13 protein-coding genes and 1 pseudogene are annotated in these 12,539 nt (G+C 72.9%); 5 read left to right on the top strand and 9 right to left on the bottom strand.

Annotated elements, in window-relative coordinates:
- Positions 1 to 28: 28 nt before the first annotated feature.
- Positions 29 to 1,186 (bottom strand): FAD-dependent monooxygenase, encoded by a 1,158-nt coding sequence (locus LRS74_RS32500; RefSeq protein WP_277744373.1) that lies wholly within the window; start codon positions 1,184 to 1,186, stop codon positions 29 to 31.
- Positions 1,187 to 1,291: 105 nt separating this feature from the next.
- Between LRS74_RS32500 and LRS74_RS32495 the strand changes: the two genes are divergently transcribed.
- Entirely contained in the window at positions 1,292 to 1,864 is a 573-nt protein-coding gene (locus LRS74_RS32495) for a TetR family transcriptional regulator C-terminal domain-containing protein (RefSeq protein WP_277744372.1), read from the top strand.
- Between the two features lie 286 nt (positions 1,865 to 2,150).
- Here the strand turns inward: LRS74_RS32495 and LRS74_RS32490 are convergent, their stop codons facing one another.
- Positions 2,151 to 3,038, bottom strand: a complete 888-nt coding sequence (locus LRS74_RS32490; RefSeq protein WP_277744371.1) for a sigma-70 family RNA polymerase sigma factor — start codon at positions 3,036 to 3,038, stop codon at positions 2,151 to 2,153.
- Positions 3,039 to 3,149: 111 nt separating this feature from the next.
- On the opposite strand from LRS74_RS32490, the pseudogene LRS74_RS32485 reads away from it, so the two are divergent.
- Positions 3,150 to 3,491: pseudogene (locus tag LRS74_RS32485) on the top strand (GNAT family N-acetyltransferase); the annotation flags it as partial.
- A 249-nt stretch (positions 3,492 to 3,740) separates the two neighbouring features.
- Here the strand turns inward: LRS74_RS32485 and LRS74_RS32480 are convergent.
- From LRS74_RS32480 to LRS74_RS32465, 4 genes are all read right to left on the bottom strand, one after another.
- Positions 3,741 to 4,340: a GNAT family protein gene (locus LRS74_RS32480; protein WP_277745035.1), complete on the bottom strand. Its 600-nt coding sequence runs from the start codon at positions 4,338 to 4,340 to the stop codon at positions 3,741 to 3,743.
- A 143-nt stretch (positions 4,341 to 4,483) separates the two neighbouring features.
- Positions 4,484 to 5,002: a hypothetical protein gene (locus LRS74_RS32475; protein ID WP_277744370.1), complete on the bottom strand. Its 519-nt coding sequence runs from the start codon at positions 5,000 to 5,002 to the stop codon at positions 4,484 to 4,486.
- Positions 5,003 to 5,129: 127 nt separating this feature from the next.
- Entirely contained in the window at positions 5,130 to 6,713 is a 1,584-nt protein-coding gene (locus LRS74_RS32470; RefSeq protein WP_277744369.1) for a GMC family oxidoreductase N-terminal domain-containing protein, read from the bottom strand.
- A 199-nt stretch (positions 6,714 to 6,912) separates the two neighbouring features.
- Entirely contained in the window at positions 6,913 to 7,596 is a 684-nt protein-coding gene (locus tag LRS74_RS32465; protein WP_277744368.1) for an SUMF1/EgtB/PvdO family nonheme iron enzyme, read from the bottom strand.
- Between the two features lie 138 nt (positions 7,597 to 7,734).
- Between LRS74_RS32465 and LRS74_RS32460 the strand changes: the two genes are divergently transcribed.
- Entirely contained in the window at positions 7,735 to 7,962 is a 228-nt protein-coding gene (locus LRS74_RS32460) for a hypothetical protein (RefSeq protein ID WP_277744367.1), read from the top strand.
- Positions 7,963 to 8,114: 152 nt separating this feature from the next.
- On the opposite strand, the gene LRS74_RS32455 is transcribed toward LRS74_RS32460, so the two are convergent.
- Positions 8,115 to 8,720 carry a dihydrofolate reductase family protein gene (locus tag LRS74_RS32455; protein WP_277744366.1) on the bottom strand — a complete coding sequence of 202 codons (606 nt, stop codon included), beginning with the start codon at positions 8,718 to 8,720 and terminating at the stop codon, positions 8,115 to 8,117.
- 209 nt (positions 8,721 to 8,929) lie between these two features.
- Complete coding sequence (locus tag LRS74_RS32450; RefSeq protein WP_277744365.1) at positions 8,930 to 9,868, bottom strand: AraC family transcriptional regulator; 939 nt, start codon at positions 9,866 to 9,868, stop codon at positions 8,930 to 8,932.
- Between the two features lie 115 nt (positions 9,869 to 9,983).
- Between LRS74_RS32450 and LRS74_RS32445 the strand changes: the two genes are divergently transcribed.
- Both LRS74_RS32445 and LRS74_RS32440 read left to right on the top strand, forming a co-directional pair.
- Complete coding sequence (locus LRS74_RS32445) at positions 9,984 to 10,616, top strand: AAA family ATPase (RefSeq protein WP_277744364.1); 633 nt, start codon at positions 9,984 to 9,986, stop codon at positions 10,614 to 10,616.
- Between the two features lie 85 nt (positions 10,617 to 10,701).
- Positions 10,702 to 11,103, top strand: a complete 402-nt coding sequence (locus LRS74_RS32440; protein ID WP_277744363.1) for a VOC family protein — start codon at positions 10,702 to 10,704, stop codon at positions 11,101 to 11,103.
- Positions 11,104 to 11,158: 55 nt separating this feature from the next.
- On the opposite strand, the gene LRS74_RS32435 is transcribed toward LRS74_RS32440, so the two are convergent.
- A complete protein-coding gene (locus tag LRS74_RS32435; RefSeq protein WP_277744362.1) occupies positions 11,159 to 12,478 on the bottom strand; it encodes a tetratricopeptide repeat protein in 1,320 nt (439 codons plus the stop codon).
- Between the last annotated feature and the right edge of the window lie 61 nt (positions 12,479 to 12,539).

Genomic DNA, 12,539 nt, shown 5'->3' with positions numbered 1-12,539 from the left:
CGGCGCCGTGCGGAGGCTTCAGGGGCCGTCAGCCGAGCCGTGGGGGCGTCCATGCGGCGTGGCGCAGGATCGCGCGGACCGTGACGCGGGAGGGGGTCATCCTGATCGCGGCGTTGCGGACGGCGACGGCGAACGGATGGTCGAGCTGCTGTCCCAGTCGGCCGGCTTGCCGAGCGGCGCGGGCGATCGCCTGGCTGCGGGGGCGCCGCTCGGCGTCGTAGCGGCTCAGGGCGGAGGCGACCGTGGGCTCCGCGGTGAGCGCGGCGGTGAGCGTGACCGCGTCCTCCAGCGCCTGGCAGGCGCCTTGGCCGAGGTTCGGCATCATGGCGTGGGCCGCGTCGCCGAGCAGGGCGACCCGGCCCACGGCGTAGCGGGGCAAGGGCGTGGCCAGCTCGTTGACGTCGTGGTGCAGGACGGCTTCGGGCCGCGTCGCCGCGAGCAGCGCGGGGATGGGGTGGTGCCAGCCGGCGAACCGCCAGCGCACCTCGGCGAGCGGGTCCGGGTGGCGCACGCCCGCGGGCGCGTTGAGGACGGCGTGCCATTCGGCCCGGCCGTCGGCGAACGCGAGGTGGCCGAACTCGGCGCCGCGCCCCCAGGTCAGTTCGAAGTCGGTCCGCAGGTCGACGGGGTGCTCGGTGATGGCGCGCAGCACGGTCGACCCGCTGTAGGCGGGGCCCGGGTGATCGGGGAAGAGGAGGGTGCGCATCCGGCTGCCGACTCCGTCGGCGGCCACGACCAGATCCGCGTCGAGGACGGTGTCGCCGCAGACCACGCGCACCCGCTCGGGGTCGGAGCGGTCGAGGGAGGTGGCCTCGGCTCCCGCGCGGAGGGACTCCTCGGGCAGGGCCGCGCGCAGCAGTCGGTGCAGCGTGGCGCGGGGTATGCCGACGATCGACGTGCCGAGCTCGCGCTCCAGTGCGACGCCGTCCATCCTCGCCAGCCAGCGGCCGTCGGGGGTGCGTGTGCCACCGGTGTACTGGTGGCGGGCGGCCTCGCGCACCACCTCGCCGACGCCGAGGGCGTCCAGGGCGTGGATGCCGTTGGCCGCCAGGGAGATGCCGGCGCCCGCGTCGTCGAGGACGTGGGCGCGTTCCAGGACCGTCGTCCGCCAGCCGATGCGCCGCAAGCCGATCGCGGTCGCCAGCCCGCCGATGCCGCCACCGATCACTACCGCGTTGGTGCCCATGCCGTGGCCCCTTTCCCCTGCCATGACCCGCGTTTTCTACAGCTGTAGAATCTACAGCTGTAGAAGGAGAGTAACGCGCGGCTTCTACCGGTGTAGAAATGGGGGGTGACCACAGACCGACGGACCGTTCTCGCCGACGCGGCGATCACCGTGCTCGCCGACCACGGGATGCGGGGCCTGACCCATCGCGCCGTCGACCGGGAGGCCGACCTCCCGTCCGGCACCACATCGGCCTACTTCCGCACTCGCAAGGCGCTTCTCACCGCGCTGGTGCGGCGGCTTGTCGAACGCGACCAGTCCGAACTCCAGGCGATCGGGGAGGCGATGCCGACGCCGCGGAACGCCGACGAACTGATCGACGGGATCGCCGCCTTCACCGAGCGGCGGCTCACCGATTCGGGACGCCGACGCTCCCTCGCCCGGTACGCCTGCGCCGTCGAGAGCGTGCATCAGCCCGAGCTGCGGGAGATCCTGCTGCCGAGGGACAACGCGGCGCACACCGCCGTGCGGGAGTTCCTGGCGGCGCACGGCGTGACCGACGTCGAGGGCCGCGCCCTCACCCTGCTGGCCTGCGTCGACGGGCTGGTCTTCGACCGTCTGGTAAGCGGCGGACATGTGCCGCGGGAGGAGATCCAGGGACTGGTCGCGGCGGCGCTGCGGAAGCCCGAGGCGGGATAGATCCGGGCGGGCGTGTCACCACGGCGACGGGCGGGAGCGATCGACACCGCGGCGACGGTCGGTGATCCGCGCCGACTTCCGTCGCGCCGCCGGTTCTTCGGCACGAGGCCCGGGGCGGGGTCGCATGCCGGGGCGGCGAGGCGCGAGCGCGGGCGACGCGAGGCGCGAGGCGCGAGCGCGGCGCAGGGACCGCGGGATGCCGCCCCGACGACGCGTCCCCGCATCCGCCGTGGAGAGGCCCCTGCCGCCCGAGGGCGGCAGGGGTCGGGCGTCCGATCGACAGGGGTCAGGCGTCGAGCAACTGCACCGCGAGGCGGCCCAGTCGGGCGGGGTCGCCGACGAGGTCGATGGCGGTGATCCTGCCGTCCACGATGGTGAAGTGGAGGGCGCCGCGCACCTGGCCGCCGGGGACGAAGGCGGCGTCCACGGAGCCGTCCAGCACGGCAGTGCGCGCTTCCTGGGCCCGACCCAGGAAGGCGTTGAGTACGGAGGAGCGGCCGCGGAGTTCGTCGGCCCCGCCGAGGAGCGGAACGGCCCGGTCGGCGCGGACGACGACCTCGGGGTCGAGGACGGCGAGCAGGGCGTCGAAGTCGCCGCCGCGGGCGGCGGTGAGGAAGGCGTCGACGACCGCGCGGCGATGGGTGTGGTCGGTCTCGGCGGCCGCGTCGACCGGCCTTCCCTGAACCCGGCGGCGGGCCCGGCTCGCCAGCTGGCGTGTCGACGCGGGGGTGCGGTCCAGGATGAGGGCGATGTCGTCGAAGGGCACGGCGAACAGGTCGTGCAGCACGAAGGCCAGCCGCTCGGCGGGGGTCAGCGTGTCGAGGACGACGAACAGCGCGGAGCCGACGGAGTCGGCCAGCAGCGCCTCCTGCTCGGGATTGACCGGGGCCTCCTCGCTCCTCGGGAGCGGGTCGGCGGACTCGTGATCCGGCAGCGAGTCCTCACGGCGCGAGGTGCGCGAGCGCAGCATGTCCAGGCAGATCCGACCGACGACGGTGGTCAGCCAGCCGCCCAGGTTGGCGATGTCGCCGCTGTCGCCGCGGCTCAGTCGGAGCCATGCCTCCTGGACGGCGTCGTCGGCCTCGTTCGACGAGCCGAGGATCCGGTGGGCGACCGCGCGCAGGTGGCTACGGTGCTCCTCGAAGCGCTCGGCCAGGAAGTCCTTCTCGTTCATCTCTTCGCATTCCCCCGCTGTGCTCCGTCGGTATGGTGACGGAGTGTCTCCCTCGTGATCTTACGAGACGCGACACCGGAGGCGACGCGGGATCTTGTGGGGAGGTCGGTGATGGGGAATCGCGGGTGTCCGCCGACGATCTCGTTCCGTCGACTGGAGGAGCGGGACTTCCCGCTGCTGAGGCGATGGTTGGCACAGCCGCATGTGGCGCGGTGGTGGAACCACGAGACCTCGGCGGAGGCGGTGGCCCGCGACTTCGGCCCCGCCGCCAGGGGCGAGGAACCCTCCGAGGATCTGTTGGTCCTGCTCGACGGTCGACCGATCGGCCTGGTCCAGCGGTGCCGACTGGCCGACCACCCCGACTACCTGGCCGACTTGGCGGCCCTCGCCCCGGTGCCCGACGAGGCGGTCACCATCGACTACCTGATCGGCGATCGGCAGCACGTCGGTCGGGGCATCGGGACGACGATGATCCGCTCGATGGTCGAGCGCACCTGGGTGGAGCTCCCGGCGGCCGGTGCGTGCTGGTGCCGGTGGTCGCGGCCAACCGGGCGTCGTGGCGGGCACTGGAGAAGGCGGGGCTGCGGCGCGTCGCGGAAGGGGAGCTGGAGCCGGACAACCCCGTCGACGACCGCACCCACTATCTGTACCGGGTCGATCGGCCGCGCCAGCCCGTCACGGACGGCGCGCGGTCCGACGGTGTCAGGCGTCGAGCCGGGCGGCGAGGCGCGCCCGAGCGGCCGGCCACTCCTCCCTGACGAGGGAGAAGTAGACGCTGTCCCGCCAGGTGCCGTCCGGGCGGAGACGGTGCCGCCGCAACACCCCTTCGCGCTGGGCGCCGAGACGGGCGATGGCGGCCTGTGAGCGGTGGTTCATGTGGTCGGTCTTCAACTGCACGCGTTCCATGCCCAGCTCCTCGAAGGCGTGGTCCAGCAGCAGGAGCTTCGTCTCGGTGTTGACCGCCGTGCGCCAGTACGCGCGCCCGTACCAGGTCCAGCCGATCTCCAGCCCCCGATGGACCGTGTCGATCGCCGTGTAGGTGGTCCAGCCGACGGTCCGACCACTGTCGCGGTGGATGACGGCGAAGGGGACGAACTCACCCCGCTCCGACTGCTCGAGGAGCTCGGCGAGCTTCGCGCCGAGCTCTTCTTGCGTCTGTGGGGTGGGACCACCCTGCCATCGCCACACCTCGTCGTCGCCGCCGCCCGCCACGAAGAGGTCGGGGAGGTGGTCCATGGTCAGGGGAACGAGACGTACGTGACGACCCGTCAGGGTGGTCGGCGCAGGGGTCTTCGCAGTGATGTTCGCAGCCATGGCCAGAACCCTAGCCAGTTTTTGAACTAGCTTCAATCTTTATTTGCACTAGTGCAAACCATGCGAGAAGGGTGCGTTCACAGGGCGGGCGGGCACGGTGACGTCAGCCGCCGCTCCCGCCCACCGTTCCGTCAGCGCACGCTTCCGCTCAGGGTGTCCGCCCCCCAGGCGACCAGTCGGTCCGGGAGCGCGCCGCCTCCGCCGAGGATGTGACGGGCGAAGGCGTCCCGTTCATGAGCCAGCACGGCCGCCTCCCAGACACAGGGAGCGAGGCCGGCGCGGCCCGGGCGGAGCAGGTCGGGCCGCGCGGCCGGGCCGGTGAAGACGGCCAGGTCGGACATGTACCCCTCGATCCAGGTGTGGACGAGGACGTAGTCGCCGTCGCCGCCCGCGTGCAGGATCACGACGGCGAGTCCGAGCGACCCGCGGGCGCGCCCCAGTTCGAGATGGCCCGCGGCGATCCGCAGCGCCTCGGCCGCGTCCCGCTCCGTGACCGTGCGGCCCGGGGCCTCCAGGGAGTACACCTTCACCAGGTGTCCGCCGACCTCGCGGGTCCCCCAGGCCCGGCCCGTGCGGTCGTGGTACTCGTCGGCCAGGGTGAGCAGCGTTTCCGCGTCCACCGCCATCGGCAGTTCTTCACGATCATTCATGCGGTCATCATGCCCGCCCGAGTGGCCGATCCCCATGGCCGAGTGGCCGGGTCACGACCGGACGCGGCCCGGCGGAAGGTCGACGAACCACCCCGTGGACAGCGGGATATGACGCTCACTCAATGAGTTACCGCGGCGCCGGGGCGACGGGGGCGGCCCTGCCGCGGATCAGATCGGCGGCCTTCTCCGCGATCATGATGGTGGGCGCGTTGGTGTTGCCGCGCACGAGGGTCGGCATGATCGAGGCGTCGGCCACCCGTAGCCCGCTCACCCCGTCGACCCGCAGCGCCTCGTCGACCACCGTGCCCATGGCGCAGGTGCCCGCCGGGTGGTAGAGGCTGTGCAGCTCGCGTCGGGCGAAGTCGAGGAGGTCGGAGTCGCCGTCCGAGCGCGGCACCAGGAAGTCGGCTCGTCGGTGCGCCCGCAGGGCCGGTCGGCCGGCGATGTCGAGCAGCAGCCGCAGGGCCCGCACCGCCGCCGCGCGGTCCTCCTCCGTGGTGAGGTAGTTGTGCAGGACGCGCGGCTTGGCGCTGGGCAGGGTGGAGCGCAGGGTCACCCTGCCGCGGCTGGTGGTGTTCAGCAGCACCGCGCCGTGGTGGAAACCGTGCATACGGGGAGCGCCGAGGCCCTCCTCGTGGAACATGGCCGGAAGCGCGTGGAGCTGCACGTCCGGCGCGTCGAGCCCGTCGACGGTGCGGACGAAACCGCCCGCCTCCCCCACGTTCGAGGTGAGCGGGCCGCGGGCCTCGGACTCCAGCAGGGCGACGTTCTCCGGCGACTCCGCGGTCAGCAGCGACTCGGTGTCGGTGAGGTGGATGAGGGGCAGGTGGGGGTGGTCCTGGAGGTTCTCGCCGACGGGCAGGTCGACGCGGGGGGTGATGCCGACGGCCGCCAGCTCCGAGGCCACCCCGATACCGGAGAGCATCAACAGCTGCGGGGAGTTGTAGGCGCCCGCCGCGAGGACCACCTCACGCTCGGCGTGGAGCTCCAGCGGGCTCCCGTAGCGCTCGGCCGCCACGCCCACGACGCGCTCCCGGGCGAAGAGCAGGCGGGTGCAGCAGGTCCCCGTGAGCACCGTGAGGTTCGGCCGCTCCATGGCGGGGCGCAGATAGGCGTCGGCCGTGCTGTGGCGCAGCCCGTCGCGCTGGGTGAGTTCGTAGAAGCCGACGCCGTCCTGCTCGGCCCCGTTGAAGTCGGGGTTGAACCGGTGGCCGGCCTCCCGCGCGGCCTCCACGTACGCCGCCATGAGCGGGCTGCGGGAGCGGCCCTCGCTGACGGTGAGCGGACCACCGGCCGCGTGCCAGCGGGACGGGCCGGCGTGGTGGTCCTCCGCCCGGAGGAAGTAGGGGAAGACCTCGTCCCAGCTCCATCCCTTGGCGCCGGCGTCGGACCAGGCGTCGTAGTCGCGGTGGTTGCCGCGTATGTAGATCATCGCGTTCATGGACGACGAGCCGCCGAGCATCCGACCGCGCGGGAGGTAGCGGCGGCGGCCGTCCAGCCCCGGCTCGGGCTCGGTGGTGTAGTCCCAGTCGTACCCGGTGCGCAACAGCTTTCCGAACGCGGCCGGTATGCGGATCTCCGGGGCGTCGTCGGTGGGACCGGCCTCCAGCAGCAGGACGCGGACGCCGGGGTCCTCGCTGAGCCTCGCGGCCAGGACGCAGCCCGCCGATCCCGCCCCCACCACGATGTAGTCGTGCGTTTCGTCCCGCACGGGCTTCCCCTCCCTGGTGCACGTCTCAGGACACAGCGCCCCTCATGATGGGCGGGGTCCGGCGTCGAGGGGAGGCCGCGTGGCGATGTTCGGACAGGGTGGGTCGCCGCCCACGCGGCGGCCGGCGGGGAGCCGGCGCGGCGGGGTGGTCGAAGGCGGCACCCGGACGTCCGGGTCCCGCGCCCTGTCGGTGCGGCGGCTACGGTCGGGCGGGGGGCGCGGAGCGCGCCACGCGGAACCCCACGTCGTCGATCCGGAAGGTCGGATGGCTGCGACGCCGCACCGAGGCCCGGCAGCTCCAGTGCGGGTCGGACCAACCGCCGCCGCGGAGCACCCGGTAGCTGCCGTAGACCTCGGCGTCGTAGACGTCCCAGCACCAGTCCCAGACATTGCCCAACATGTCGTGGAAGCCCCACGCGTTGGGGCGCTTGCCGCCCACGGCGTGGATCCGGTCGTCGGCGTTGTCCCGGTGCCATGCGATGTCGTCGAGCTCCCCGTACCGTGGGCCGGTGCTTCCGGCACGGCACGCGTGCTCCCATTCGGCCTCGGTCGGCAGCCGGTATCCGTCGGCGGAGGCGTCCCACTCGATCTCCTCGGCGGCGGGGCGCAGGCGATACGCGGGCGTCAACCCCTCCTGGCGGGAGAGCTCGTTGCAGAAACGGACCGCGTCCCACCAGGACACCCCCTCGACGGGCAGCAGGTCCCCGTGGGCGGCGCTCGGCCGCTCGCCGGTGACCCGCGCGTACCACGCCTGGGTGACCGGGAACGCCGACAGCCGGTAGGGCGCGACGTCGACCGACCAACCGCGCCGTGTCCGTCGGTCGGACAGCGTCACCCGCCCCGGAGGCACGGCGACCATCTCGTTTCCCATGGCTGCGTCCACGACGGGCCACCCTACCGGCGGCGGGTCGCCTCAGTGATCTTCATGGGCGGATCCGGGCCGCTCGGAGGCGCCGACACCTGCCTTTACACTCCTACAGTTGATCAAGAAACCACTTCATCCGCACGGGGGTAGGTAGTCATGTTGGACTGGGTCAAGGAGGTCCTCGGCGAACTGGCCGAATCCGTCGCCGGGGCGGTCGTCGCCATCATCGTGTTCCTCTGGTGGATCGGCGGCCCGGGGTTGACGGCCATCCTGTGGAGCGAGGGCGACAAGCCCCTGGCCATGCAGTTCCTGGCAGGCTGGGCGGTCGTCACGGTGCTGTACTTCATGCTGTCCCGGCTGGTCCGTCGCATCCGACGCGGCTGAGACCCCCGGGCCGCCGGCGGGCCGCCCCGCATGCGCCATGCGCGCTTCGTCGGGGCCGCCGCCGGGCCGCCTCACGTGCGTCATGCGCGGCCGCTACCGGTCCGCCCCGCATGCGCGTCGTACGCGCTCCGTCGGGGCCGCCCGCCGGAGTGTCAGGCCGACGCCTGGGCCACCGGGCGGTAGGTGCACACCTGCACACCCGCGCCGCTGGCGACCGTGGAGACCAGCTCCAGCGTGCGCAGCCCACCGTCGCCCGGGAAGATCGTCTTTCCGCCGCCCAGCAGCACCGGCATGATCATGAGTCGGAGCTCGTCGACCAGGCCCTCTTCGAGCAGGGTGCGCACCAGCGTGGGGCTGCCCATGACCAGCAGGTCTCCGCCGTCGGCCGCGCGCAGCCTCCGCAGCCGGGCGACGGCCTCGTCGCCGGGGATGCGGGTGGTGTTCTCCCACGCCCTCACCTCGTCGTCGCCGAGGGTGCCGGAGACGACGTACTTCGGGAGTGCGTTCATCCGGTCGGCGAAGGGGTCGCCGGCCCGCTCCGGCCACGCCGCGGCCATCGTCCGCCAGGTGCGGCGTCCGAAGAGCAGCCCCTCGGCCGTGCGCAACGCGTCGTCGAAGGCGCCGCCCACCACCTCCGGGTCGAAGAACGGGTGCGACCAGCCGCCGTGGGCGAACCCGCCGTCGGTGTCCTCCTCCGGGCCGCCCGGCGCCTGCACGACGCCGTCCAGGCTCATGAACTCACTGATCACGATGCGCACCGAAACGCTCCTCTGCCTCGTTCCCGGGTCAGGTCATGAACTGACCTCCACTCGACCGATCATGACATCGACCACTGACAACGCCCCGGGAGAACCTTCCGTGCGCCCGCGGTGGCACGTGATGCGGCTCGCGGTGACGCCCACGGTGACGGACCGTCATGCGGAGGCCGGCCTCCCGCTCTCCGGCGGCAGACCGGACCTCGGGCTCCTCAGGCGGCGGCCCGGGACTGTCGGCGGTAGCCGCCGGGAGCCTGCCCGAACTCGCGCTTGAACGCTTTGGCGAAGGCGTACTCCGAGCCGTATCCGGTCCGGGCGGCCACCGCGGTGAGCGGGGCCTTGGACTCCCGGAGGAGCCTGGCGGCGGTCGTCATGCGCCAGCGGGTCAGATAGGCCATGGGCGGCTCGCCGACCAGCGTGGTGAAGCGCCGCGCGAAGGCCGCGCGGGACAGGCCCACCCGTTCGGCCAGTGACTCGACCGTCCACGGGACGGAAGGGTCCGCATGGATGGCCGCCAGGGCCGGCGCCACCGCCGAGTCGCCCAGGGCGGCGGCCCAGCCCCTGGCCGTCGCGGGTGGCTGCTCCTCCAGCCAGCCCCGCAGGATGTAGAGCAGCAGCGAGTCGATGAGTGTGGGGACGATGCCGGCCGACCCGATGCGCGGGTTCTCCAACTCCGCGGCGAGCAGGCCGATCGCGGCGTTCAACTCGGGGTGGCGGCCCTGCCCGGTCCTGAGGTGGACGACCTCCGGGAGTTGACGCACCAGGGGGTGGGGGCGCCCCTGGTCCAGGTGGTAGTTCCCGCACAGCAGACGGGTGAGCGGCCCGTCGCCGCCGAGGCTCACCGTGCCCAGGGGGGATCCCGGACGGTAGTGGTGGGGCTGCTCCGCCTCGGCCGGCGTGTCGGGGTGGTCGGCGAGGATGTGGTCCCGGCCGTCCCGCAGGAAGACCACGTCACCCGTGCTCAGGTCGAGCGGCGCGAGGTGTCGTGTGTCGTCGAGGGGGACCAGCCAGCACCTGCCGTGCAGCACCACGTGGAAACCGGCCCCCGCCACCTTGGGGAGCCGCAGGCCCCACGGCGCTCGGCCTTCGGTGCGCACCGACGTGGGTTGCCCGGTCCGCATCGAGCTCAGCGCCTCGCTCAGGATGTCCAATCTCGCCCCTCCCCCGTTTCCACCCCGCCGCGTCGACGGGGGCGATCCACCCTACTTTCCGCCCACCCCCTCGACGGCCGCGGGCTCGGCCCGCGTGCCCCCGTAGGATCGGACCATGCTCTTATGGATCAACGGCCCCTTCGGGGGCGGCAAGACGCAGACCACGTACGAGATCCGGCGCCGGCTCCCCGGCAGCATCGTCTGCGATCCCGAACACGTCGGATTCGGACTCCACCGGACGCTGCCGCGGAGCCTGCGCGGGGACTTCCAGGACCTCGCGGCGTGGCGGCAGGGGGTCTTCGAGGTGCTGGACCTGACACTGCGCCGGCACGACGGGGTGGTGATCGTGCCGATGACGGTCGTGGAGCCGAAGTACTTCCAGGAGACCGTCGGCCGGCTGCGCGAATGCGGCCACGAGGTCAGGCACTTCGCCCTGCTCGCCGAGCGGGAGACGGTGCTGCGCCGACTGCGTGAGCGCGGCCTCGGACACGCGATCGGGCTCGTCGCCGGCAAGGACACCGCGCTGCGTCGGGAGAGCTTCGCGGTGTCCAAGCTCGACGTCTGTCTGGAGCGCCTGCGCGGGGAGGAGTTCGCCGAGCATCTGTGGACCGATCGGCTGACGGTCCCGCAGGTCGCCGAGCGCGTCGCCGCCTCGGCGGGTCTGGCGCTGAGCCCGAACTCGGACGGAGAGCTGCGCGGACGGCTGCGACGCGCCTGGACGGGGATCAGGCACATTCGGTTCGACTGACGGCCGGGTCCGGCGCCGTGCTCGCGCACCATCGCCCCCCCGGGCCTGGTGGCGCGTGCGGCCGACGCACTGACATCATCGCCGGATGCCTCATCTCGGACTGGTGACCGTGGTCGTGCGCGACTACGACGCGGCGATCGCCTTCTATCGGGACGTCCTCGGCTTCGAGCTCCTGCAGGACACCCGGATCGACGACGCGAAGCGGTGGGTGGTCGTCGCTCCGCCCGGAGCGCGGGAGGCGGCGGTGCTCCTGGCCAGGGCCGCGAACGGCGAACAGGCGGCCCGGGTCGGCGACCAGACCGGTGGCCGGGTCGGCTGGTTCCTGAACACCGACGCCTTCGACCGCGACTACGAGCGGATGCGGGCGGCCGGGGTCGTGTTCGAGGAGGCTCCCCGGCGCGAGCCGTACGGCACGGTGGCCGTCTTCCGGGACCTGTACGGAAACCGCTGGGACCTGATCCAGCCGAACCGGCCGACGGCGCCCTGAGCGCCGGCACGGACGTCGCCCTGGGTGTCGGAGCCGGCCGACGCGGCGCCGCCGGTCATCCGCCCAGCCGGCCGGCGAGGCGGGTCTGGGCCTGCCGGTCGTAGCGGCACCGCGGGCGCAGGCTGACGCGTTCGCTCAGCAGGGTCCGGGCCAGGTCGGGACGGCTGCCCCGCAGGGTGGCCTCGACCAGGGTGCGCTGCAGCGCGTCCCGCTGGGCGTGGCTGCCGCCGAAGGCGTGGAGGCGGCGGCGCAGCGGAAGCAGCAGCTCGGTGACCTCGTCGTAGCGGCCGCGCCCGTAGTCGACCAGGGCCCGGCACACCGGCAGGCCGATGTCGACGGTCATGGAGACGTTGGACAGGCCCGGGTCGGCGCGCCGAACCCAGTCCTGCCGGTCCCGGACGAGGGCCTCGGCGTCGGAGAGGCGGCCGGCGCCCACGTAGGCCATGACGGCGTGGGCGTCGTTGAAGGCGTAGTACGCGCCGTCCCGCCGCCGCGCCCAGGCGTCGGCCAGGGTGCTCCACCGGTCGCCGGTGTCGACGCCGGCCAGGTGCAGGCGCCACAGCAGCGAGGCCGCGTCCAGCAGCTCCATCGCCGCGTCGGACGAGTCCTCGTGGTGCACGGCGGTGTCGTAGACCTCCAGCACGCGGTCGGTGCGCCCGGACTCCAGAAGGTAGAGGGCGTAGTGCCACCAGTTGTGCACGGTGAGGTAGTTGCCGTCCGCCCAGTTCCGGGCGCGGGCGTCCAGGTAGCGGATGCCGTCCTCGAAGCGCCCCTGCATCTCGTAGGCGTGCACCACGGCGTGGATGCCCCACACGTCGCGGGCGTTGCGCTGCACGGCCTCCAAGCCCACCTGCTCGGCCCGTTGGTAGTGGCCGGACTCCTCCAGGCCGAAGGCGTAACAGCCGAGCAGCGGCCCGTAGTGCGGATCGTCCGCGTCCCAGGCGGAGAGGGCGCCGCCGATGCGGTCGCGCAGCAGCACGGCGTCGCCGGTGAAGAAGTCGATCTGATGGCCCACGGCGAGGGCGAGCGCGTCCCGCGGGCAGGCCACGCTCACCTCGGCCAGGAGGCGGCCAGCGCGGTGGATGTCGCCCGCGAGCCAGGAGGACGCGGCCTCCAGGTGCCCGCGCTCCCGAGAGGTGAGTCGCGCGGGGTCCACCTCCCGCCGGAACGCCTCGAACGCGCCGCGGGCGTCGGCCGCGGCGGTCTCCTCCGTGCCCAGCAGTCCGAGGTAGGCGGCGAAGACGTTGCCCATGACCGAACGGGGCGAGTCGCGGAGCACCGCACGCACCTCCGCGTCCACCTCCTCGCGGAAGAAGAGCAGATGGTCCAGCGCGCTCTCGTAGTGGCGCGCCGCGTCGGCGCCGGTGCGGGTCATCGTCTGTCCGTGCCGGTCCGTACCCACCAAGAGCCTCCCGTTCGGCCGCCGCGGCGGTACA

Source organism: Streptomyces sp. LX-29, assembly GCF_029541745.1.
Lineage (GTDB): Bacteria > Actinomycetota > Actinomycetes > Streptomycetales > Streptomycetaceae > Streptomyces.
Note: the sequence above shows the minus strand (reverse complement) of the source record. Positions and strands in the feature narration are given on the sequence as shown.

Bases quoted from the DNA above. Each gene is read 5' to 3' on its own strand.
- LRS74_RS32435 (WP_277744362.1), bottom strand. From the start codon at position 12,478: ATGACCCGCACCGGCGCCGACGCGGCGCGCCACTACGAGAGCGCGCTG.
- LRS74_RS32460 (WP_277744367.1), top strand. From the start codon at position 7,735: ATGTTGGACTGGGTCAAGGAGGTCCTCGGCGAACTGGCCGAATCCGTC.
- LRS74_RS32440 (WP_277744363.1), top strand. From the start codon at position 10,702: ATGCCTCATCTCGGACTGGTGACCGTGGTCGTGCGCGACTACGACGCG.
- LRS74_RS32500 (WP_277744373.1), bottom strand. From the start codon at position 1,186: ATGGGCACCAACGCGGTAGTGATCGGTGGCGGCATCGGCGGGCTGGCG.
- LRS74_RS32490 (WP_277744371.1), bottom strand. From the start codon at position 3,038: ATGAACGAGAAGGACTTCCTGGCCGAGCGCTTCGAGGAGCACCGTAGC.
- LRS74_RS32445 (WP_277744364.1), top strand. From the start codon at position 9,984: ATGCTCTTATGGATCAACGGCCCCTTCGGGGGCGGCAAGACGCAGACC.
- LRS74_RS32475 (WP_277744370.1), bottom strand. From the start codon at position 5,002: ATGAATGATCGTGAAGAACTGCCGATGGCGGTGGACGCGGAAACGCTG.